This window comes from Pseudomonas sp. BS3782 TE3695 (genome assembly GCF_050435305.1).
GTDB lineage: Bacteria > Pseudomonadota > Gammaproteobacteria > Pseudomonadales > Pseudomonadaceae > Aquipseudomonas.
This window is the reverse complement of sequence record NZ_JBNDKB010000001.1, coordinates 704,098-725,862: the sequence shown is the minus strand read 5'-3', so window position 1 is coordinate 725,862 and position 21,765 is coordinate 704,098. Positions and strand designations below refer to the sequence as shown.

22 protein-coding genes are annotated in these 21,765 nt (G+C 59.1%); 9 read left to right on the top strand and 13 right to left on the bottom strand.

The window, feature by feature from the left end:
• Nucleotides 1-103: 103 nt before the first annotated feature.
• The 3 genes from ABH909_RS03225 to ABH909_RS03215 all read right to left on the bottom strand — a co-directional run bounded on the left by ABH909_RS03225 (nucleotide 104) and on the right by ABH909_RS03215 (nucleotide 4,209).
• Nucleotides 104-2,251, bottom strand: a complete 2,148-nt coding sequence (locus tag ABH909_RS03225; RefSeq protein WP_429430461.1) for an autotransporter outer membrane beta-barrel domain-containing protein — start codon at nucleotides 2,249-2,251, stop codon at nucleotides 104-106.
• 297 nt (nucleotides 2,252-2,548) lie between these two features.
• Nucleotides 2,549-3,391 carry an amino acid ABC transporter permease gene (locus tag ABH909_RS03220; RefSeq protein WP_429430459.1) on the bottom strand — a complete coding sequence of 281 codons (843 nt, stop codon included), beginning with the start codon at nucleotides 3,389-3,391 and terminating at the stop codon, nucleotides 2,549-2,551.
• Nucleotides 3,388-4,209 (bottom strand): ABC transporter substrate-binding protein, encoded by an 822-nt coding sequence (locus ABH909_RS03215; protein WP_429430457.1) that lies wholly within the window; start codon nucleotides 4,207-4,209, stop codon nucleotides 3,388-3,390. The genes ABH909_RS03220 and ABH909_RS03215 overlap by 4 nt, the downstream gene beginning before the upstream one ends.
• A gap of 112 nt (nucleotides 4,210-4,321) precedes the next feature.
• Here ABH909_RS03215 and ABH909_RS03210 point away from each other — a divergent pair, with 112 nt between their 5' ends.
• On the top strand, nucleotides 4,322-5,221 hold the full coding sequence (locus ABH909_RS03210; RefSeq protein WP_429439728.1) for a homocysteine S-methyltransferase family protein: 900 nt from the start codon (nucleotides 4,322-4,324) through the stop codon (nucleotides 5,219-5,221).
• Between the two features lie 85 nt (nucleotides 5,222-5,306).
• Here the strand turns inward: ABH909_RS03210 and ABH909_RS03205 are convergent, their stop codons facing one another.
• Entirely contained in the window at nucleotides 5,307-6,224 is a 918-nt protein-coding gene (locus tag ABH909_RS03205; protein ID WP_429430455.1) for a zinc ABC transporter substrate-binding protein, read from the bottom strand.
• Nucleotides 6,225-6,290: 66 nt separating this feature from the next.
• On the opposite strand from ABH909_RS03205, the gene zur reads away from it, so the two are divergent.
• From zur to ABH909_RS03185, 4 genes are read left to right on the top strand one after another with little or no spacing between them, the layout of a single operon-like run.
• Nucleotides 6,291-6,773 (top strand): zinc uptake transcriptional repressor Zur, encoded by a 483-nt coding sequence (gene zur, locus ABH909_RS03200; protein WP_008076248.1) that lies wholly within the window; start codon nucleotides 6,291-6,293, stop codon nucleotides 6,771-6,773.
• A complete protein-coding gene (gene znuC / locus ABH909_RS03195; protein WP_095632714.1) occupies nucleotides 6,773-7,552 on the top strand; it encodes a zinc ABC transporter ATP-binding protein ZnuC in 780 nt (259 codons plus the stop codon). The genes zur and znuC overlap by 1 nt, the downstream gene beginning before the upstream one ends.
• Nucleotides 7,545-8,333 (top strand): zinc ABC transporter permease subunit ZnuB, encoded by a 789-nt coding sequence (gene znuB / locus ABH909_RS03190; RefSeq protein ID WP_429430452.1) that lies wholly within the window; start codon nucleotides 7,545-7,547, stop codon nucleotides 8,331-8,333. The genes znuC and znuB overlap by 8 nt, the downstream gene beginning before the upstream one ends.
• Before the next feature lie 37 nt (nucleotides 8,334-8,370).
• Nucleotides 8,371-9,087: a PA5502 family lipoprotein gene (locus tag ABH909_RS03185; RefSeq protein ID WP_429430450.1), complete on the top strand. Its 717-nt coding sequence runs from the start codon at nucleotides 8,371-8,373 to the stop codon at nucleotides 9,085-9,087.
• Between the two features lie 88 nt (nucleotides 9,088-9,175).
• On the opposite strand, the gene katE is transcribed toward ABH909_RS03185, so the two are convergent.
• Nucleotides 9,176-11,314, bottom strand: a complete 2,139-nt coding sequence (gene katE / locus ABH909_RS03180; protein ID WP_429430448.1) for a catalase HPII — start codon at nucleotides 11,312-11,314, stop codon at nucleotides 9,176-9,178.
• Nucleotides 11,315-11,579: 265 nt separating this feature from the next.
• On the opposite strand from katE, the gene ABH909_RS03175 reads away from it, so the two are divergent.
• From ABH909_RS03175 to ABH909_RS03165, 3 genes are all read left to right on the top strand, one after another.
• Complete coding sequence (locus tag ABH909_RS03175; RefSeq protein WP_429430446.1) at nucleotides 11,580-12,587, top strand: methionine ABC transporter ATP-binding protein; 1,008 nt, start codon at nucleotides 11,580-11,582, stop codon at nucleotides 12,585-12,587.
• Nucleotides 12,587-13,261 carry a methionine ABC transporter permease gene (locus tag ABH909_RS03170; RefSeq protein WP_095632709.1) on the top strand — a complete coding sequence of 225 codons (675 nt, stop codon included), beginning with the start codon at nucleotides 12,587-12,589 and terminating at the stop codon, nucleotides 13,259-13,261. The genes ABH909_RS03175 and ABH909_RS03170 overlap by 1 nt, the downstream gene beginning before the upstream one ends.
• A 75-nt stretch (nucleotides 13,262-13,336) precedes the next feature.
• Nucleotides 13,337-14,110: a MetQ/NlpA family ABC transporter substrate-binding protein gene (locus ABH909_RS03165; RefSeq protein ID WP_429430444.1), complete on the top strand. Its 774-nt coding sequence runs from the start codon at nucleotides 13,337-13,339 to the stop codon at nucleotides 14,108-14,110.
• A gap of 178 nt (nucleotides 14,111-14,288) precedes the next feature.
• Here ABH909_RS03165 and ABH909_RS03160 read toward each other — a convergent pair whose 3' ends face one another.
• The 5 genes from ABH909_RS03160 to ABH909_RS03140 are packed head-to-tail and all read right to left on the bottom strand — an operon-like array spanning nucleotide 14,289 to nucleotide 18,197.
• Nucleotides 14,289-14,924 (bottom strand): SCO family protein, encoded by a 636-nt coding sequence (locus ABH909_RS03160; protein WP_429430442.1) that lies wholly within the window; start codon nucleotides 14,922-14,924, stop codon nucleotides 14,289-14,291.
• Complete coding sequence (gene cyoE, locus ABH909_RS03155; protein ID WP_429430440.1) at nucleotides 14,921-15,820, bottom strand: heme o synthase; 900 nt, start codon at nucleotides 15,818-15,820, stop codon at nucleotides 14,921-14,923. Before cyoE ends, ABH909_RS03160 begins: the two co-directional genes overlap by 4 nt.
• Entirely contained in the window at nucleotides 15,808-16,887 is a 1,080-nt protein-coding gene (locus ABH909_RS03150) for a COX15/CtaA family protein (RefSeq protein ID WP_429430438.1), read from the bottom strand. Before ABH909_RS03150 ends, cyoE begins: the two co-directional genes overlap by 13 nt.
• 10 nt (nucleotides 16,888-16,897) lie before the next feature.
• Nucleotides 16,898-17,491: a hypothetical protein gene (locus tag ABH909_RS03145; RefSeq protein ID WP_429430436.1), complete on the bottom strand. Its 594-nt coding sequence runs from the start codon at nucleotides 17,489-17,491 to the stop codon at nucleotides 16,898-16,900.
• Complete coding sequence (locus tag ABH909_RS03140) at nucleotides 17,457-18,197, bottom strand: SURF1 family protein (protein ID WP_429430434.1); 741 nt, start codon at nucleotides 18,195-18,197, stop codon at nucleotides 17,457-17,459. Before ABH909_RS03140 ends, ABH909_RS03145 begins: the two co-directional genes overlap by 35 nt.
• Before the next feature lie 70 nt (nucleotides 18,198-18,267).
• Between ABH909_RS03140 and ABH909_RS03135 the strand changes: the two genes are divergently transcribed.
• Entirely contained in the window at nucleotides 18,268-18,471 is a 204-nt protein-coding gene (locus ABH909_RS03135) for a twin transmembrane helix small protein (protein WP_429430432.1), read from the top strand.
• Between the two features lie 16 nt (nucleotides 18,472-18,487).
• Here the strand turns inward: ABH909_RS03135 and ABH909_RS03130 are convergent, their stop codons facing one another.
• From ABH909_RS03130 to ctaD, 3 genes are all read right to left on the bottom strand, one after another.
• Nucleotides 18,488-19,375 (bottom strand): cytochrome c oxidase subunit 3, encoded by an 888-nt coding sequence (locus tag ABH909_RS03130; RefSeq protein ID WP_429430430.1) that lies wholly within the window; start codon nucleotides 19,373-19,375, stop codon nucleotides 18,488-18,490.
• A 33-nt stretch (nucleotides 19,376-19,408) separates the two neighbouring features.
• Complete coding sequence (locus ABH909_RS03125; RefSeq protein WP_183680517.1) at nucleotides 19,409-19,966, bottom strand: cytochrome c oxidase assembly protein; 558 nt, start codon at nucleotides 19,964-19,966, stop codon at nucleotides 19,409-19,411.
• A 165-nt stretch (nucleotides 19,967-20,131) separates the two neighbouring features.
• The gene (gene ctaD, locus ABH909_RS03120; protein WP_429430428.1) at nucleotides 20,132-21,724 is read right to left on the bottom strand and encodes a cytochrome c oxidase subunit I; all 1,593 of its coding nucleotides are present in this window, start codon (nucleotides 21,722-21,724) and stop codon (nucleotides 20,132-20,134) included.
• Nucleotides 21,725-21,765 lie beyond the last annotated feature (41 nt).

Here is a 21,765-nt window from a genome sequence, read left to right as displayed (position 1 = left end):
AGGGAGTGTCAGTCGACATCAATGTTGCCTGGCACACCGCCTTCGCGAGCAAGCCCGCTCCCACAAAGTACTGTGCTGAGCCAGCGAGAGTGGGGTGGTTTTATCAGAATGCCATCCGCCACTGCCCCATTACGCCATGACTACGGCTGTCATTGCCGAGTTCGCCGTTGTAACCGACACCCAACGTATGCCGAGTCGATACCGCCAGCTCCAACCCTGCATCAAGCGTCAGGCTGTCGCGATCCAGGGCGGCGCCTTCAACGGTGTAATTCTTGCCACCGGTAACCAGTCGCTGCTGAGCTTTGCTATCGACATCACCGTAGGTGTGTTTCCAGCCAGCGCTGAATCGCGGCGTCAGTTGCATGCCGTTATCGAGTGTATTGAGCTGTGCCAGGCGCAGACCGAAGGTGCTGCTGAAGTTGTCCTGCGTTTGCCCATGAACCTGCAGTGCCGCCGCACCGCCTTTTTCTGTATAGCTGTCGCGCTGATACCGCTGGTAGCCAAGATTGGCAAAGGGCTCGGCGCTGAAGTTGCCGCTGCCTAGGTTGTAACCGACCTCTGTAAAGGCTTGCTGAGTGCTGGCGTCGTAACTGCCTTTTGGACGATCGCTGAAACCGTTGAAAGCTACCCGACGCTTGGTGCTGCCATCATGGTTGCCGTAGGTTGCCCCCAGGCGCAAAGCCAACGGACCACTTTGGCGCAGGGCGTAGACGCCCAGGTGCCAGCTGTCGAGGTCGCCGTCCAGTTGGCTACCGTCCAGGCGCGTCTGCGATTGTCCGCCAATCACGCCTATACGCCACTGTTCATCGAGCGCCCAATCCGCGCCCAGTACCAGACCCTTGGTGGAGTGTTGCAGGGCGCTGCTGCCATGACTGCGATCCAGTGTGCCGCCGTGACCCAATGCTTGTAACCAGACCCTGCCAGTGGCATCGCCCGTTGCCAGACGTGGGGCTCCGTTCTGTTCGTCAAGATCGCTGCTGTCCAGTTGGCGCATGGCTGACAGCATGCTGCCGCCCACCGGATTGACACTGCTCAGGGTCGCATTGGCCAGATTGGCATTGCTGCCGCCGGCCAGTTGTTCGATGGCGTAAGTGGCGGTGGCTTTGCTTGAACCCAGCAGGGCGGTGACGGCGACGTTCAATTGGGTAGAAGGTTGCGCAGCGGTAACGGAGGGAGCCTGTGCTTGCGGGAAATGCGTTGGTTCTTCGATGCTTTGAGCAAGCTTCCGACCGTTTTCGGTGATTGCGAGTTTCTCGATGGGTACATCGTTGCGGGCGTAGGTCAGGTCGACATTTTTTCCATCCTCGTAATGCAGTGTAGGGGTCATGAAGGTCCGGTCATTGAGCACCTCACCGAACTCGCCTTGCACCTTGCCGGCTTCGATGACGCGATATTTGCTGGTGGCCGGATAGTCACCCGGCGCCGCGACGATTTTCAGGGTCGCACCGCCGAGGCTGGCGGTACCAGTGACTTTGATCGTTTCGCCATGGCCATCGGGGTTGACCTCATAGGCCAGTACGGCCGTTTTGGAGAGTTCCATATTCCTCCTGATCGTTGGCGCCCCTTGAGTGACAAATAAATGCCCCTGCACGTTCAGGGCGCCGACAGTGCCCTTGCCAGAAAAGATACCCTCCTGAAGAACTACAACGTCACCCTCGATGATTCCCGAATTTTTCAGGACGCCACCGGAGAACACGATTACCCCGGTTCCGATTCCACCCTGGTTGATCAGCGTACCGTGGGCCAATGCACCGCCATGAATGCGATCGTCATTGGTTAGCGTTGCATCGGGGCGAACCAACGCACCCACACTGAAATCCCCGGCCCCGGCCCCGGCCCCGGCCCCGGCAAGCGTCCAGGCGCCCTGTTTGACTTCGAGGCCCATCAATTTTCGACTTTCGCCTATCTGGCCACCGTCCGCGGAGTCGAGTTGCAGTACGTTCTTACCGCCGCCGCCGTCAACAATCCCGCTGATACTCCCCCCAGGAAGCAAGATGATCAGCTCATTGGCATTTTTCCCTTGGACGGCAACACCGTTTTTCTTTGCTTTGGTTTCCTTGATGACGTTGATCCTGATGGTAGCGGGGTCACTGATGAATGCATCGAGTATCCCCATCAATTCAGCGGGTGCCTGTGTAACGAGAAGATCCGGCTCGGTTGCTGTCTGGGCCAGTGCAGCGTTGGTGTAGCCCACAGCTAGAGCTACCGCTAAAGCGAGGTGTTGTGGTCGGAATTTGTATTGAACGGGCATCGAGTACAGCCTCTTCTGACAGGAGGCCAAACTCTAAGAGGGGGGCTATAGGTGCCGATGTCAGCTGCTTCCGACGGGCTCGCGGGGCGTGTCAGATGGTTGTGTAGAAAAATGGCCAGCCGTTTCATGTCGGCTGATTTTATCTGTTTGCGCTGATGCTTTTTCTGACAATGAATCAAGACAAGAGGGCTATCGCATCGCCGCATATTAAAGATCAAAAGATCGCAGCCTTCGGCAGCTCCTACAGGTGCGAGTCGGTCCGATGCCGGTGCTGCCGAAGGCTGCGAGCTTTTTGCTTTAAACCTGACTACGGCTCAAATACGCCTTCCCGTAATGCCGCTCCATCCGCGCCTGAATCAGCTCCAGTCCAATCGACATCAGCCAATAAATAATCGCCGCCGTGGTGAGCATTTCGATATAGCGATAGCTCGAGCGCCCGTACGATTGGGCCAGGAACATCACTTCCCAAACCCCCATCACCGAGATCAGTGACGAGTCTTTGAGCATGGAGATGAACTGGTTGGTGGTGGGCGGGATGATGGTGCGCATGGCTTGGGGCAGGGTGACGCGCCAGAAGATCACGGTTTCGCGCATGCCTAACGCCAGCGATGCTTCGCGTTGGCCATGGGGAACGCCGAGGATGCCGGCGCGGAAGATTTCGCTCAGGTACGCGCCGTAGTTCAGCGACAGGGCGATGATGCCCGCGGCGATGGCGCCCGGCACGATGCCCAACTGCGGCAAGCCGAGATAGATCAGCAGAATTTGAATCAGCAGCGGTGTACCGCGAAAGAACGAGGCATAGAAGCTCGCGATGCCAAACGCCACCGCGCTTTTCGACAGCCGAGCCAAAGCCGTGATGAAGCCCAGCAGCGATGACGCCACAATCGAGCACAGGCACAAAAACAACGTCAGCGCTGCGCCTTGCAGAAAGCCGTTGGGTGCCAGGTGCAGGCCGACCAGGTTCGGCAGTTTGTCGAGGATGATCGAGAACTTCAGGTCGAAGCTCAGGAAGAAACTCGCGAACAAGCCGAACATCGCTGCCCAGGTCAGGTACAGCCGTGTGCGGAAACCGAAAATCCGTTGCAGCAACGACTCAGCCACCGGTTGCGGCGGCTGAGGTGGTTTGGGGAAAGAAGTCATTTGCTGATGTCGGCGCCAATCCATTTTTGCGACAGCTTGCTCAAGGTGCCGTCCTGTTTCAACTGAGCAAACACATCACGTACTTTGGCGTCCCACTGGGCGTCGCCTTTTTCGATGGCCACCGAGTTCGGCTCCGAGTACAGCGGCTCGCCGGCGAGCTTGAAACGCTTGTCTTCGTTCAGGCGCGGTTGCGCGGTCACCAGGTTGGTGAGAATCGCGTCCAGACGCACGCCAGCGCCCAGGCCCAAATCCTGGAACGCGACGTTGTCGGTGTCATACGGGGCGATTTGCACATTTTCGAACGGGTACTGCAACTGGATGTCTTCAGCGCCTTCGATCACCAGGTTTTTGTTCAGATAACTTTCATAGCTGGAGGCGCTGGTGAGGCCGACCTTCTTGCCGCTCAGGTCCTTGGCGCTGTGAATGCTATCGTCCTTGGCGTTGACCACGATCACGGCGGGGGAGGCGTAGTACTCCACCGGGAAATCGAAGACTTCGGCGCGGGCCTTGCTCGGGGTCATGGAGCAGATGCAGATGTCGTAACGCCCGCTCCAGCGGCCGGCGGCGATCACGTCCCAAGACGGCGTTTCGAGGCGCAGCTTGACGCCCAGTTTGTTGGCCACGGCCTTCGCCACGTCGACGTCGAAACCGTCGAGCTGGTTTTGATCGTTGAGGAATGAGAAGGGCGGATAGCTTTCCATCAACACGCCCACCAATTCTTTCTTTTGCTCGATGCGGTCCAGTGTGGCGCCCGCAAAGGCTTGGTTGGAGGCAGCCAGAATCGTCAGGCCCAGGGCCAGCAGTGGTTGAAATTTCACAGTTGATCCCTGAAAAAAAAGAGGTTGTTATTAACCGTACGGTGCGTATTAAATAGTTATAAGAACGACTCTGATAGTGAGTTATTTTCATAAGCTTATGAGTGAAAAGCATATGGGCGCAGGCAGCACGGTAATTCTGGATGGCGGCATGGGTCGTGAGCTGCAACGCCGAGGGGCGCCGTTCAGGCAGCCCGAGTGGTCGGCGCTGGCTTTGAGCGAAGCACCGCAAGCGGTGGAGGCGGTGCACGCGGCTTATATTGAAAGCGGTGCCAACGTGATTACCAGCAACAGTTACGCGGTGGTGCCGTTCCATATTGGTGAAGAGCGTTTTGCCGCTGAGGGTCAGGCGCTCGCGGCATTGGCCGGTGAGCTGGCCCGTCGTGCGGTCGATGCGGCGGGCAAGCCCGTGTGCGTGGCCGGGTCATTGCCGCCATTGTTCGGCTCCTATCGCCCGGACTTGTTCGATGCCGCGCGGGTGACTGAACTGCTGAGCCCTCTGGTCAATGGCCTGGCGCCGCATGTCGACTTGTGGCTGGCTGAAACCCAGAGCTCGATCGTCGAGGCGCGAGCGATCCATGCCGGTTTGCCAAAGGACGGCAAGCCGTTCTGGCTGTCGTTTACCTTGAAGGATGAAGACACCGACGAAGTGCCGCGTCTGCGCTCCGGTGAGCCGGTGGCCGAGGCCGCTGCGGTGGCGGCTGAGTTGGGTGTCGAGACCTTGCTGTTCAATTGCAGCCAGCCAGAAGTGATCGGCGCTGCGATTGATGCGGCACGGGAAACCTTCGAACGCTTGGGGGTGAAGATTCACATTGGCGCGTATGCCAATGCCTTCCCGCCGCAGCCGAAAGAGGCCACGGCCAACGACGGTCTGGACCCGTTGCGCGATGATCTCGACCCGCCGGGTTATCTGCAATGGGCGGCCGATTGGCAGAAGCGCGGGGCCAGCCATTTGGGCGGTTGCTGCGGAATCGGGCCGGAGCATATTGCGGTATTGGCGCAAAAGCTGGTTTGAAAAGAAAGATCAAAAGATCGCAGCCTTCGCAGCTCCTACGGAAATTACCGCTATAGGAGCTGGAAGCTACGATCTTTTGAGAGACTTACAACGATTCCAGACACACCGCCAAATCATTCCCCAGCTTTTCCAGCAACTGCTCATACCCTTGAGCGGTTGCTGGCGTGTACCCGCCGAGCGCATCCAGTTCCGCCAGTTTCACCGGCAGCCCGGCCACCAGAGTTTCCGCCAGGCGCGGGCGTAGTGGTGGTTCGCTGAACACGCAGGTCTTGCCGACTTCCTGCAACCGCGTGCGCATCGCCGCGACGTGCTGGGCACCGGGTTGTACTTCGGCTGCGACACTGAATACGCCGGTATGCTTGAGGCCGTAAGCGTCTTCGAAGTAATCGAAGGCTTCGTGAAACACGAAGTAAGGCTTGCCCGCGATACCCGCCAGACGAGCCTTCAGGCGCAGGTCCAAAGCATCCAGTCGCTCATCGAACGCCTTGAGATTGCTCTGGTAGCGCGCGGCGTTGGCCGGATCGGCGGCACTCAGATCGGCGGCCATTTTGGTGGCGATCACGCGGGCATTGATCGGTGATAACCACAAATGCGCATCCAGATTGCCAGGACGGTGATCGTGATCATGCTCGTCGGCTTCTTCGGCGTGGGAGTTATTTTCCGCGAAATGTCGCAGTTTCAAGCCAGGCAAGTCCTGCACCGCGACGCTGGGCCGCGTACGACCTTTCAGCACACGGGGCAGGAAACCTTCCATGTCCGGGCCGATCCAGTACAGCAGGTCCACCGATTGCACTTTCCGTACGTCGGAAGGGCGCAAGGCGTAGTTATGGGGCGAGGCGCCGGGCGGCAGCAAGACTTCCGGAACCGCGACGCCGTCCTGCACTGCCGCGGCTATCAGCTGCAGAGGCTTGACGCTGGTGAGGACTTTGACGTCGGCTTGAGCTGAGGCGATCAGCAGAAAACTGGCGACAAATGCGACAAAGATAGAAAAAAGTCGGGACACGATGACCACTCGAAGAGGCGAGAACGGGTAACATAATAACGTCTCTCACAAAACTCGTCGCCGCTCATGCCTAAAACACCGATTGCCAGCCGTCCCCACGACCACTCTCATTGCGTGCATAGCGCATTGTCTGAGGCCGATGTCTTGTGCGCACGCCAGGGGCTGCGTCTGACTGCTTTGCGTCGGCGAGTGCTGGAACTGGTATGGCAAAGCCACAAACCGTTGGGTGCCTATGACATTCTGGCGGTGCTCAGCGAGCAGGACGGCCGCCGCGCCGCGCCTCCTACCGTGTACCGCGCGCTGGATTTCCTGCTGGAAAACGGCTTGGTCCATCGCATCTCTTCGTTGAACGCCTTCGTCGGCTGTAATCACCCGGAACACGCCCACCAGGGCCAGTTCCTGATTTGCCGGGAATGCCACGCCGCCATCGAACTCGAACAGAAATCCATCAGCGATGCGATTATCGATAGCGCCAAAGATGTCGGATTTATCGTCGAGGCCCAGACCGTTGAAGTGATCGGTCTCTGCTCAGGTTGCCAGGGGGCTTGATGAGCAACGCGCTGATTCGGCTCGAGCAGGTAGCGGTCACCTTTGCCGGGCAAAACGTGCTGGACAACATCGAGCTGAGTGTCGAGCCGGGGCAGATTGTGACCTTGATCGGCCCCAATGGTGCCGGCAAAACCACACTGGTGCGTGCGGTGCTCGGCCTGTTGAAGCCGGACAGCGGCAGCGTCTGGCGCAAGCCCAAGCTGCGCGTCGGCTACATGCCGCAAAAACTCCATGTCGACTCGACCCTGCCGCTGTCGGTACTGCGCTTCTTGCGTCTGGTGCCGGGCGTGGACCGGGCTCGGGCGTTGGCCGCCCTCAAGGAAGTCGGTGCCGAACAGGTCATCGACAGCCCGGTGCAAAGTGTTTCCGGTGGCGAAATGCAGCGGGTGCTGCTGGCGCGGGCATTGCTGCGCGAGCCAGAACTGCTGGTGCTCGATGAGCCGGTGCAAGGGGTCGATGTGGCCGGTCAAGCCGAGCTCTACAGCCTGATTACACGCTTGCGTGATCGTCATGGTTGCGGCGTTTTGATGGTCTCCCACGATCTGCATCTGGTGATGAGCACTACCGATCAGGTGGTGTGCCTGAATCGCCATGTCTGCTGCTCCGGACATCCCGAGCAGGTCAGCGGTGATCCGGCATTCGTCGAGCTGTTCGGAAAAAACGCACAAAGCCTGGCGATTTATCACCACCATCACGACCACGCCCACGACCTGCATGGCTCGGTGGTCAGCGCGGTCCCGTCCACTCACGTTCATGGAGATAGCTGCAAGCATGGCTGATTTTCTGCTCTTTGCCCTGCTTGCAGGTCTGGCTCTGGCGCTGGTCGCGGGGCCGTTGGGTTCGTTCGTGGTCTGGCGGCGCATGGCCTATTTCGGCGACACGCTGTCCCATGCCGCATTGCTCGGCGTGGCACTGGGTTTTCTGCTGGATGTCAGCCCGACCGTTGCCGTCACGGTAGGCTGCTTGTTGCTGGCGGTATTGCTGGTGACGCTGCAACAGCGGCAACCCCTGGCGTCCGACACGCTGTTGGGAATTCTCGCACCGAGTACGCTCTCTCTTGGCTTGGTAGTACTAAGCTTCATGCATGAAGTGCGGATCGACCTGATGGCCTATCTGTTCGGCGACTTGTTGGCGATCAGTCCGACCGATCTGGCGTGGATCCTCGGCGGTAGCGCAGCCGTGCTGGCCTTGCTGGTCACGCTGTGGCGACCTTTGCTGGCGATTACGGTGCATGAAGAACTGGCTAAAGTGGAAGGTTTGCCAGTGGCGACGTTGCGCCTGGCCCTGATGTTGCTGATCGCGGTGGTGATCGCGGTGGCGATGAAAATCGTCGGCGTGTTGCTGATTACTTCGTTACTGATTATTCCGGCGGCTGCGGCACAGCGTCACGCCCGCTCGCCGGAGCAGATGGCATTGGGCGCGAGCCTGCTGGGCATGCTCGCGGTGTGTGGTGGGCTGGCGTTGTCCTGGTTCAAGGACACCCCGGCCGGCCCGTCGATTGTGGTGACGGCCGCCGCGCTGTTTCTGCTGAGTTTTGTCCTGCCCCGTCGAGGGGTGTAGACTTGCTCGTTTTTTGCGCAAATAGAGAGTCGCAGGAATGAAGCCGTTCGCCTCCCGTTATCTGCTCCTTGTCGCGTTTTCGCTGCTACTGGGTGCTTGCCAAAGCACGCCACCGGCGGCCACCGAGGTCCCCGATGCACGGGCCACGGCAATCGCACAGCTGGAACAAAGCCTGGCCAGCAGCGAACTGGCCACCGCCGAAGGACAATTGGCGGCTTTGCAGGCCGAGTCGCCCAACGATCAATCCCTCGAGCAATACCAGCGGCAATTGGCCGAAGCTTATTTGCTGCGTAGCCAGATCGTGCTGCAAAAAGGTGATGTCAATGCAGCAGCCACGGCGCTGAGCCGTGCCCGGGTTTTGATGCCCAAGGCCCCGGCGCTGACAGGTGGCTTCAACAGCGCCATTGTTCATGCACGCAAGGCTGAACTGGATAAAGCCGAAGCAGCTCTCAAGGCTGCCGAAGCCAAACCCCAGGCCAAAGTCATCGACCCGACGGCTGAAAGCACTACGGTGGCGTTGAATCTCACGGATATGAGCAAGCTTCGTCGTCAATTGGATGCCATCGCCGCCGATGTGGTGAATTATCAGTGCGACGTGAGCATTCAGGCGCCGCGCACTCAGGATTACCCATGGCTGGCCACGTTGCTGACCAAACGGGTAAAGAAACTGGATTCGGAGTTTGATCTGAAGTTGCAGAAACAGATTTTGCGCAACATTCCGGCGCAGATGGTGTTGAGTCCGCGCAAGCCCTAAAAGCTTCGCGAGCAAGCCTCGCTCCCACAGAGTTTATGCTGTACCTGTGGGAGTGAGGCTTGCCCGCGAACCTGTTCGATAAAAATTCTTAAGCCGGAACCGCCTTGGCCTTAGGCTCCCTCTCCCAAATCCGATGCTGCCCGATCGCGGCAAAAAACGCCTCGAACAGCTTGGCATCGTTACCCACGATTACCCCGGCATCCACTTCCAGCTTTAACACATCCAACAACTGCCTGGCCTCACTATGCAGCGCAATCGCTTTCAAGTGCTTATAGGCTTCCAGCAGATAATGCAGCGCTACGCCATCAGTGCTCAGTGCCTTGACCGATGCCGTGCCACCCGGCACGAACACGGCATCGAACGCTACAGAAGGCAGCCCTTCCATCGAGGCATCCACCGGCAGTGCTTTGCCATTGGCGGTTGTCAGGGGAGCCGAGGTCGGGCCGAGCAGTTTGGCGTGCGCGCCTTTGGCCATCAGAGCCCTCTTCATCGCATCAATCGCCGCGCCATCCACCCCGTTGGCCGCCAGAATGGCCACTTTTCGGGTTTTGATATCCCCTGACAGCAGGTTGGCCTGGCTCAGGGCCGGTGAGTGGTCGAGTGACGTTTTACGCACCTCGACCGTTCCGGCGTTCGGTACCGGCAAGCCCAGGTTCTGCGCTACGCGTTTGGCCAGTTCCAGATCGATATTGGCCAGGATCTCGTTCACCTGCCGCACACGAATAAATTCGCGTTCGACCTTGCCCAGTTCGAAGCTGTAGGCCGCAATGATATGTTCCTGCTCATGCTTGCTCATGCTGTGAAAGAACAGTCGCGCCTGAGAGAAGTGGTCAGCGAACGACTCGCTGCGCTGACGGATTTTCGCAGCGTCGATGCGCTCCGGATAAGTCTCGAAGCCGCCGTCCTGCGCAGCCGGTGGGGTTTCTTTGGGCCAGCCGCTGTCGATGGAGTTTGGCTCGTAGGAAGCGCGTCCCTTGTCGATGGTGGTGCGATGTTGGGCATCCCGTTGACCGTTATGGAACGGTGCCACCGGGCGGTTGATCGGGATCTCATGAAAATTCGGCCCACCCAGTCGGCTGATCTGCGTATCGGTGTAGGAAAACAAGCGGCCTTGCAGCAACGGGTCATTGGAAAAATCGATCCCCGGCACGATATGCCCGGGGCAGAAGGCGACCTGCTCGGTCTCGGCGAAGAAGTTGTCCGGGTTACGGTTGAGCACCATCTTGCCCAGCGGAGTGATCGGCACGACTTCTTCGGGAATGATTTTGGTCGGATCAAGCAGGTCGAAATCAAAGGCATGTTCGCTTTCTTCCTCGACGACCTGTACGCCCAATTCCCATTCCGGGTAATCCCCGATCTCGATGGACTCCCAGAGATCGCGACGGTGGAAGTCGGTGTCTTTACCGGCGAGCTTCTGCGCCTCGTCCCACACCAGGGAGCAGGTGCCGGCAGCGGGGCGCCAGTGGAATTTGACGAAGCGTGCCTTGCCTTCGGCGTTGATCATGCGAAACGTGTGCACGCCGAAGCCCTGCATCGTGCGCAGGCTTTTGGGGATCGCCCGGTCGGACATGGTCCACATCACCATGTGCGCGGATTCCGGCACCAGAGAAACAAAGTCCCAGAACGTATCGTGGGCCGAACCGCCGGTAGGAATCTCGTTGTGGGGTTCGGGTTTTACTGCGTGTACGAAGTCAGGAAACTTGATCGCATCCTGAATGAAGAACACCGGCATATTGTTGCCCACCAGATCGAAGTTGCCCTCGTCGGTAAAAAACTTCACCGCGAAACCTCGTACGTCCCGCACGGTATCGCCTGACCCACGCGGACCCTGCACCGTGGAAAATCGCACAAACACCGGCGTTTTCTGGTTGGGGTCTTGTAGGAAACCGGCCTTGGTCAGTGAGGAATGGGTTTCGTATGGCTGGAAGTAACCATGGGCACCGGTGCCACGGGCATGGACGATGCGCTCGGGAATGCGTTCATGGTCAAAGTGCGTGATCTTTTCACGCATGATGAAGTCTTCCAGCAATGAAGGCCCGCGAGCGCCGGCCTTTAACGTGTTCTGATTGTCTGCGACCTTCACACCCTGGTTGGTGCGCAAGGCCTGTTCGGTGGCATCGGAGCGAAATTTTTCCAGGCTGTCGAGCTTGGCATTGGTGTTGCTGCGGTCCAGGGTGGCGGTCCCGGCCAATGCGCTTTTGGGGGCGGCAGACTTTTTAGTACTCATCAGACGTAAACTCCTCGTTGCGATTCCCGTCGTGGCCAAGGCTTATGAGCCATTGCCCATACACGGCATCCAGGCATTCTCGAGTTGCTTAATCAGTGACCGATGGCGCGTTGGCGCCGTTCCTTTTTTCTGACCTTTGATCGCGTTATTGCCAAATCGCTGGTTGAATGCGAAATAAATGCTAAGAACCTCTATACAGACAGGCTAAAATGCGCGCCCGGCTAACCGCTGATCCTTTTCTAACGCGCCCCACAAGGTTCGCTACGTGATCGAGTTTCAAAACGTCCACAAAACTTACCGCGTCGCCGGTAAGGATATTCCCGCCCTGCATCCGACCAGTCTGACGATTGAGAATGGTCAGGTCTTTGGTCTGATCGGCCATTCCGGCGCGGGAAAAAGTACCCTGCTGCGTTTGATCAATCGCCTGGAAAACTCCAGTGGCGGCAAGATCATCGTCGATGGCGAAGAAGTCACTGCGCTGGATGCCAATAGCCTGCGGCGTTTCCGTCAGCAGGTCGGGATGATTTTTCAGCACTTCAACCTGCTGGCCTCCAAAACCGTGGCCGACAATGTCGCGCTGCCGCTGACCCTTGCCGGTGAACTGTCCCGTAGCGAAATCGATCGGCGTGTGGCGGAGTTGCTGGCGCGGGTCGGCCTGGCTGACCATGCGAAAAAGTACCCGGCGCAATTGTCCGGTGGTCAGAAGCAGCGTGTCGGCATCGCCCGCGCCCTGGCGACCAAACCGAAAATCCTGCTGTGCGATGAAGCCACCAGTGCCCTGGACCCGCAAACCACGGCGTCGGTCCTGCAACTGCTGGCCGAGATCAACCGCGAGCTGAAACTGACCATCGTCCTGATCACCCACGAAATGGATGTGATCCGTCGAGTCTGCGATCAGGTGGCGGTGATGGATGCCGGCAAGATCGTCGAACAGGGCTCGGTGGCCGAAGTGTTCCTGCATCCCAAGCACCCGACCACCAAGCGCTTCGTGCAGGAAGACGAGCAGATTGATGAAAGCGAACAGCGCGATGACTTCGCTCACGTACCAGGGCGCATCGTGCGTCTGACCTTCCAGGGCGAAGCAACCTACGCGCCGTTGCTGGGGACCGTCGCCAGGGAAACAGGCGTGGACTACAGCATCTTGGCCGGTCGTATCGATCGCATCAAGGACGTCCCTTACGGGCAATTGACCCTGGCCGTCACGGGTGGCGACATGGAAGCGGCGTTTGCCCGTTTCACCGCGGCTGATGTCCACATGGAGGTGCTGCGCTGATGGACGTCCTGATGAGTTTCTTTTCCAATATCGACTGGTACGAAATCTGGCTGGCTACCTGCGACACCCTGCTGATGCTCGGCGGTTCGCTGCTATTCACCGTGCTGTTGGGCTTGCCGCTGGGCGTGCTGTTGTTCTTGTGCAGCCCGCGCCAGTTGCTGGAAGCCAAAGGCGTCTACGCGATGTTGTCGCTGCTGGTGAACATTTTGCGTTCGCTGCCCTTCATCATTCTGTTGATCGTAATGATTCCGTTCACTGTGTTGATCACGGGCACTTCTTTGGGTGTCGCCGGTGCGATTCCACCGCTGGTGGTGGGTGCCACGCCATTCTTCGCGCGATTGGTGGAAACCGCCTTGCGTGAAGTAGATCGCGGCATTATCGAGGCGACCCAGGCCATGGGCGCGACGACACGTCAGATCATCATCAATGCTTTGCTGCCGGAAGCCCGCCCGGGCATCTTCGCGGCGATTACGGTGACAGCGATTACACTCGTGTCCTACACGGCAATGGCCGGTGTGGTCGGCGCTGGCGGCCTGGGCGACCTGGCGATCCGTTTCGGTTACCAGCGTTTCCAGACCGATGTGATGGTTGTGACGGTGGTGTTGCTGCTGATGCTGGTTCAAGTGTTGCAAACCGTTGGCGACAAATTGGTTGTCCACTTTTCTCGTAAATAAGCTTTTCTAAATAAAAGCATGAGCCGGCCATTCGCTGGCAGGCGCCAAACGGGCGCCTCACAAGGAGTTAGCTGAATGAAAAAACTACTCGTCGCGTTCGCTGCCGTTGCAGCCTTTTCCGCACACGCTGCCGACACTCTGACCGTCGCGGCCACCCCGGTACCGCACGCGGAAATCCTCGAGTTCGTTAAACCGGCCCTGGCCAAAGAAGGCGTGGACTTGAAGGTCAAAGTCTTCACCGACTACATCCAGCCGAACGTGCAGGTGGCCGAGAAGCGTCTGGATGCCAACTTCTTCCAGCACCAGCCGTACCTGGATGAGTTCAATAAGGCCAAGGGCACTAACCTTGTCAGCGTTGCCGGTGTGCACCTGGAACCGCTGGGCGCTTACTCCAGCAAATACAAAGCGCTGACCGAGCTACCGGGCGGCGCCAACGTGGTGATCCCGAACGACGCCACCAACGGCGGTCGTGCGCTGTTGCTGCTGGCGAAGGCTGGCCTGATCAAGTTGAAGGACTCGAACAATATCCTGTCGACCGTGAAGGACATCACCGAGAACACCAAGGACCTGAAATTCCGCGAACTGGAAGCCGCGACCATCCCGCGCGTGCTGACTCAGGTCGACCTGGCGCTGATCAACACCAACTACGCCCTGGAAGCCAAGCTCGATCCGTCCAAGGACGCGCTGGTCATCGAAGGCAGCGATTCGCCCTACGTGAACATCCTCGTTGCCCGTCCGGACGACAAGGACAGTGACGCGATGAAGAAGCTGGTTGCTGCATTGCACAGCCCGGAAGTGAAAGCGTTCATTCTTGAGAAGTACAAAGGCGCGGTGTTGCCGGCGTTCTGATCTGAGGCAATAAAGAAAACGGGGACGCATTGATTGCGTCCCCGTTTTTTTATGCCTGAAACACCGTACCTGTGGGAGCGGCGGTGCGGCGATCCGACTTGCTCGCGAAAGCGGTGTAACAGTCAACATTGATGTTGGATGTTATGGCCTCTTCGCGAGCAAGCCCACAGGGTATTGGTTATTCGCGCTTGAGCATCACCGGCAACTGCGCCACCAGCTTCACGTTGTTCAACGGCGCCCGAATAAACCCACGCTGCGTCCCGTCCGGCCCGATCACCGCCAGGTTGCCGCTGTGGTCGACGGTGTAGTTCGGCTTACTGGTGTCCGCCGGAATGAACGGAATACTCACCGCATTGGCCAGCTTCTGAAGGTCTTCGACCGAGGATGCGGTCAGCCCGATGAACTGCGGATCGAAGTAACCCAGGTATTGCTTGAGTTGCTTGGGCGTATCGCGATTCGGGTCGACGCTGACCAGCACGATCTGCAATTTATCCACAGCCTCGGGCGGCAACTCGCTCTTGATCTGCCGCAGCTGGGCGAGGGTGGTCGGGCAGATGTCCGGGCAGAAGGTGTAGCCGAAGAACAACACACTCCATTTGCCTTTCAGCTCGTTGATCGCCACCGGCTTACCGTCCTGATCGGTCATCTTCACGTCCGGCAGGTTACGGCTTTGAGGCAACAGGATGATCCCTGCATCGATCAGTGCCGTCGGGTCGCCCTGGTTTTTTCCAGTCAGTACTTTATTGATGGTCAGGCCCAGGATCAGCGCGATCAAGGCGACGAGAATGAAGACGGTTTTCTGGGTTCGAGTCATAGGTTCAACAGTAAGTAGTGGTCTACGAGCAGCGCGATAAACAGCAGGAACAAGTAGTAAATAGAGTACTTGAACGTATTGATCGCCGCGTGCGGCCGAGTGCCACGGTACAGCACCACGGCCCATTGCAGAAACCTTGCGCCCAGTACGAGGGCACAAATCAGGTAGAGCACGCCGCTCATGTGGATCACATAGGGCATCAGGCTGACGGCCAGCAGCGCAAAGGTATAAAGCAGGATGTGGACTTTGGTGTAGTGCTCGCCATGGGTCACCGGCAGCATCGGAATGTCAGCCTTGGCGTATTCCTCCTTGCGGTGAATCGCCAGCGCCCAGAAGTGCGGCGGGGTCCAGGCGAAGATGATCAGCACCAGCAGCAACGGTTCGGCAGTGACATGACCGGTGGCGGCGGTCCAGCCGAGCAGCGGCGGGGCCGCACCGGCGAGGCCGCCGATGACGATGTTCTGCGGTGTCGCGCGTTTCAGGAAACCGGTGTAAACCACGGCATAACCGAGCAAGGAGGCAAGTGTCAGCCATGCCGTCAACGGGTTGGTGAAGGCCAGCAGCAGAGCTTGGCCGAGCACTGCCAGCACCAGCGCGAAAGTCAGCGCAGCGGTTGGCGAAACCCGGCCTTCGGCCAGGGGCCGCTTGTGGGTCCGGGCCATGACGGCGTCAATGCGCCGGTCCACTACATGGTTGACCGCCGCCGCACCGCCGGCACACAAAGCGATCCCCAGATTGCCGAACACCAGCACCGTCCACGGCACCCCGGCACGGGTCGCGAGAAACATGCCGACCAGCGAGGTGATGAGCATCAGCACCACCACTTTCGGCTTGGTCAGCTCCAGGTAATCGCGCCAGATTGCCTGACGGTGACGTTCGCCGATCAGAGTCGCCATGGCATCTCTCCTTTTATTGTTATGGGCCCGGCCGAGTGTTTACGCAGGCTGAGACGCCAGCGTACTGGGGGCTGATGCTTGACCCGAACCAGGCTGGTTCGCGCGTGATAATTGACCAGCACCATCGTCAGCAACAGCGCTGCACCGCCGGCGTTGTGGGCGACGGCCACCGGCAGCGGCAGGTGGAACACCACATTGCTGATGCCCAGGGTGATTTGTGCGGCCAGGGCGATTAGCACCATGGTGGCCAGGCGCGTCATGCCGACGACCTTCAATTGCCAGGCCAGGCCAAGCAGCACGAAGGTGACCAGCAAGGCGCCGATGCGGTGAGTCAGGTGAATCGCGGTGCGGGCATCGCTGTCCAGTTGCCCGCCCAGGTAATTGGGGCCGATGTGTTGGGTCAGGTGAAAGCCGTTGGCGAAATCAGTCGGTGGCAGCCATTGCCCGTGGCAGGTTGGAAAGTCGATGCAGGCCACCGCCGCGTAATTGGAGCTGACCCAGCCACCCAAGGCAATTTGCAGGATCACCAGCAACAAGCCCGCGGTCGCCCAGTGCTGCAAACGTCGAGGCACGGTCAGCGCCGGCAACACGCCGGACAGCCGCAAGGTCAGCAGAAACAACAGGCTCAAGGTCGCAAAGCCGCCGAGCAAATGTCCGGTGACCACTTGCGGCCAGAGCTTGAGCGTCACCGTCCACATGCCGAACGCCGCTTGGGCGAGCACCACCGCCAGCACAAACAACGGCAGTTTCACCGGCTGCCCCGGGTGATGACGATGGGTCCAGGCGCGGCCCGCCAGCACCGCGATCAGCAGCCCCAATGTGCCGGCGAAGTAGCGATGAAGCATCTCGTTCCAGCCTTTGTCGGCTTCCACCGGTGCGTCGGGAAAATGCAGTTCGGCATGGGCCAATTGGGCTTCGCTGTTCGGCACGCTGATAAAGCTGTAGCAGCCGGGCCAGTCCGGACAACCAAGACCCGCATGGGTCAGGCGGGTGTAGGCGCCGAGTAGCACCACAATCAGTGCCAGTAAGGTGGCAAACAGCGCGAGGCGAAATCCAGGTTTGGCCATGACGATGCCCTTATCCGATGTTCGACAGTTTCAGCAAATGGCGCAGGTCGTTGAGCAGGTCCTTGCCCTTCACCGTCGGGTCGTAGCGCAGCACCAGGTTGCCGTGAGGGTCGATGATCCACAGGTGCGGTATGTCATTGCTGCGAGCGCCTTTGATGTAGGTCGGCGAGTCCAGGGAATAACGTTGCAGCTGCGGGTACTCTCGTTGAAGTTTAGTCTCGTAATCGCTGTTCAGCGGCTGTGCGATGGCCAGCGCATGGCTGGCGCGGGAGGCATCGCGACCGAGGCCGATCTGGATCTGGCGCGCCAGATACACCAGCTGTTGGCAGTCCACCGAACAGTCTTTGGGCGCTGTCACCAGTAATTGCCAGCGGTTTTCTTGCGCCGGTACGCCGATGTCGGCGCGGGTCTGGCCGTTGCCGATCAGTTCGCCGTGATAACTGCGGCCCTCCGGCACCCAGAACTGCAATTTGTACATGCCGGTGGCGAGGATCATCGGACCCACCACGCCCAATAGGATCAGTAACAACTGCAAGCGCCCGCGCCGTCGATTTACCGGTGTTTTCGCCTCAGACATGCCGGGTGGATTCATGGCCGCTCCCATTATTGTTCTCCTTTGCGTTGTGCCAACCGAGATAAAGGTAAAGGCCGAGCAGGACTATCGACAGAGCGAACCACTGCACGGCGTAAGCCAAGTGTTTTTCCGGCCCCATGCCCACCACCGGCCAATTGGCCTGGTAGGTCGCGGGGCCGCTTTGCGCGCGTAATTCGTAGGCATAGCCGTCACGGTCAAGCGCCGCCCAGAGCCTGGCCGGTTCAATGGCGGTGACCAGTTGTGGCCAGGTTTTGGCGTCTGGATCGGCGTGCAACTGGAACGTTGCGCCGGGGGAGACGTAGACCCAGGCGTCGAGGCTCAATGCCTGAGTCGGTGTCGTAAATTGCGGCGGTATGCGCCGATCCGGCCACGGCAGCCAGCCGCGATTGACCAGCAGCCAGAGCCCGGTTGCGCGGTCTTGAAACGGTTGCAGCAGCTCGACGCCGACCTTGCCGTCGCGCTGACGGTTGTCCAGCAACAGGCTGTGTTCGGCATCGAACTGGCCATGCAGGCGAACCCGGCGGAAGGCCGGATCTTCGGTGTGTTGCAGCTCAGTGCTGGCCATCGGTTCGGCCGCCCGGCGCTCGGCGTAGCTTTGCAGCAACGCACTTTTCTCCGCGCCCCGGCTCAATTGCCAGAACCCGAGTGACACCAGCAAAGGCAGCAGCATCGCGACCACCAGGGTCGGCACGAGGCCCGGCCGGAAGCGTTTCATGGCGTCGCCAGAAAGTCGGTCATCGCGATAGCTATACTCAAATGCATCGCCTGTCCCCCGGAGTGTCCCCATGCTCAAAGCAGCCATCGTCCTGATGCTGATTGCCACGGTTGTCAGCCTGTTCAGCGGCCTGTTTTTTCTGGTCAAGGACGACAGTCACTCGAATCGCCTGGTCATCGCCTTGAGTGTTCGTGTTGCGCTGGCCGCCACCACTATTGGCTTGATCGCCTGGGGTTTTTTCAGCGGCCAGTTGGTATCCCACGTGCCTTGGTAGTCATGAAAGCCAAGGCTCAGAGCACATAGACGAAAACGAACAGACCGATCCACACCACGTCGACGAAGTGCCAGTACCAGCTCGCCGCCTCGAAGGCGAATTGATGGTCGGCATCGAAGTGCCCGCGCATGATCCGCATCAGCATCACGAACAGAATGATGGTGCCAATGGTCACGTGGGCGCCGTGGAAACCGGTAAGCATGAAGAAGGTCGCGCCGTAGATGCCAGAGCCCAGAGTCAGGCCCAGCTCATGGTAGGCGTGCAGGTATTCTTCGGCCTGGAAACCGAGGAACGCGCAACCGAGCAACACGGTCAGCGCGAGCCAGATTTTCAGTGCGCCGCGATGGCCTTTCTTCAAGGCATGGTGAGCAATGGTGACGGTAACGCTGGAACTCACCAGCAGCACGGTATTGAGCAGCGGCAGGCCCCAGGGGCTGATGACTTCCTTGGGGGGAGGAAAGAGTTTCGGGTCCGGGTTGTTCAGCAGCGGCCAGGTGAATTCAAATGTCGGCCACAACATGTGAGCGAGGCCTTTAGTGCCTTCACCGCCCAGTGCCGGGCCTGTGATGTTGCGCACATAAAACAGCGCACCGAAAAAAGCGATGAAGAACATCACCTCCGAGAAAATGAACCAGCTCATGCCCCAGCGGAACGAGCGGTCCATCTGTGCGCTGTACAACCCTGCGCGACTTTCCTTGATTACCGTACCGAACCAGCCGAACAGCATGTAGGCCAGCAGCAGGCTGCCAACGAAAAAGATCAGCGGGCCGTGGGATTCCGGCCGCTCAGCCCTCAGGTCGTTGAACCAGGTGCCCAGGCCGAACACTGTGACGAACATGCCAATCGTGGCGATAATCGGCCATTTGCTCTGAGCCGGAACGTAATAATGTTCATGAGTTGCCATTTATTGTTCTCCTTATCGGGCACGCTTTAACGTCTAGCCGCCAGTACTTGCTGCAACAGCCTCGGGCGGATGACGTGCGGTGATATCGAACAGCGTGTAGGACAGCGTCAGGTGCTTCACTTCCTTGGGCATGTCGCGGTCAACAATGAACCGTACCGGCATCTCGATTCGCTGACCGGGCTGCAGCACTTGCTGGGTAAAGCAGAAACATTCGGTCTTGTGGAAGTACGCGGCTGCGTTACTGGGCGCGATGCTTGGCACCGCCTGAGCGCTCATCGGGCGATCAGTCGGGTTATGGGCGATAAAAATCATCTCGTTCACCGCCCCGGGGTGCGCGACCAGTTCATCGCCCTTGGGATAGAAATCCCAGGCCATGTCGGCGGCGTTGGTTGACAGAAACTGCACGCGAACCTGTCGCGAAACGTCGACCGTTTGCTCGCCTTCATACTGCCCGGAAGTTTTGCCGTTGATGCCGAACGCTTGGCACATCACGTCGTAAATCGGCACCAGGGCAAAGCCGAAGACAAACATCGCCACTACCACTAGCAACAGGCGAGTCACCAGTTTCTTCGTCGAAATCGAATCAGCCATGGCTTCCAACCTCTACCAATAACCCGGTTGTAGCGGGCCTTTGTGGCGAGGGAGCTTGCTCCCGCTGGGTTGCGAAGCGGCCCCAAAAGCTTTGCGTCTGCTTCGCAGCCGAGCGGGAGCAAGCTCCCTCGCCACACAAGCTCGCTCCCTCAAAGGCAAGGCGTTTCATTTCACTTCCGGCGGTGTGGTGAAGGTGTGATACGGCGCCGGCGATGGAATGTTCCATTCCAGGCCTTCGGCCCCATCCCACGGTTTGGCCGGTGCCGGCTCGCCGCCACGAATGGTCTTGATCACGATGAACAGGAAGAAGATTTGCGTGGCGCCGAACATGAACGCACCGATCGACGACACCATGTTGAAATCGGCGAATTGCAGGTTGTAGTCCGGAATCCGTCGCGGCATGCCTGCCAGGCCCACGAAGTGCATCGGGAAGAACGCCAGGTTCATGCCGATGAATGACAGCCAGAAGTGCAGCTTGCCGAGGGTTTCGTCATACATGTGGCCGGTCCATTTCGGCATCCAGTAGTAGGCCGAAGCGAAGATCCCGAAGATCGCCCCTGGCACCAGCACGTAGTGGAAATGCGCGACCACGAAGTAGGTGTCCTGGTACTGGAAGTCCGCCGGGGCGATGGCCAGCATCAACCCGGAGAACCCGCCAATGGAGAACAGAATGACGAACGCCACGGCGAACAGCATCGGCGTCTCGAAGGTCAGCGAGCCTTGCCACATGGTACTGGCCCAGTTGAACACCTTGACCCCGGTGGGCACCGCGATCAGCAGCGTGGCGTACATGAAGAACAACTCGCCCACCAGCGGAATGCCGACCACGAACATGTGGTGTGCCCAGACGATGAACGACAGGAACGCAATACTCGCCGTGGCGTAGACCATCGAGGTGTAGCCGAACAATGGCTTGCGCGAAAAGGCCGGAATGATCGAGCTGACGGCACCGAAGGCCGGCAGGATCATGATGTACACCTCAGGGTGACCGAAGAACCAGAACACATGCTGGAACAACACCGGGTCTCCGCCACCGGCGGCACTGAAGAAACTGGTGCCGAAATGGATGTCCATCAGCATCATGGTCACGCAGCCGGCCAGCACGGGCATCACTGCAATCAGCAGGAACGCGGTGATCAGCCAGGTCCAGACGAACAACGGCATTTTCATCAGCGTCATGCCGGGGGCGCGCAGGTTGAGGATGGTCGCGATCACGTTGATCGCCCCCATGATCGAACTGATCCCCATCAAGTGGATGGCGAAGATGAAGAACGTCACGCTTTCCGGCGCGTAAGTCGTCGACAGCGGCGCATAGAAAGTCCAGCCGAAGTTCGGCCCGCCGCCAGGGGTGAAGAGGGTCGATACCAGCAGCAGGAACGCCGCCGGCAACAGCCAGAAACTGAAGTTGTTCATCCGCGGCAGGGCCATGTCCGGCGCGCCGATCATCAACGGGATCATCCAGTTGGCAAGGCCGACGAATGCCGGCATCACCGCACCGAATACCATCACCAGACCGTGCATGGTGGTCATCTGGTTGAAGAATTCCGGCTGGACGATTTGCAGTCCCGGCTGGAACAGTTCGGCACGGATTACCATGGCGAACGAGCCCCCCAGCAGGAACATGGAGAACGCAAACCACAGGTACAGCGTGCCGATATCCTTGTGGTTGGTGGTCAGCACCCAGCGCATCAGGCCTTTGGCGGGGCCGTGGGCGTGGGCGGTGCCGGTATGAACATGGTCATCGACTACAACTGTCATGTCCTGACTCCTGCAAACGGATGGGCTGGGCGGGTCGGGGC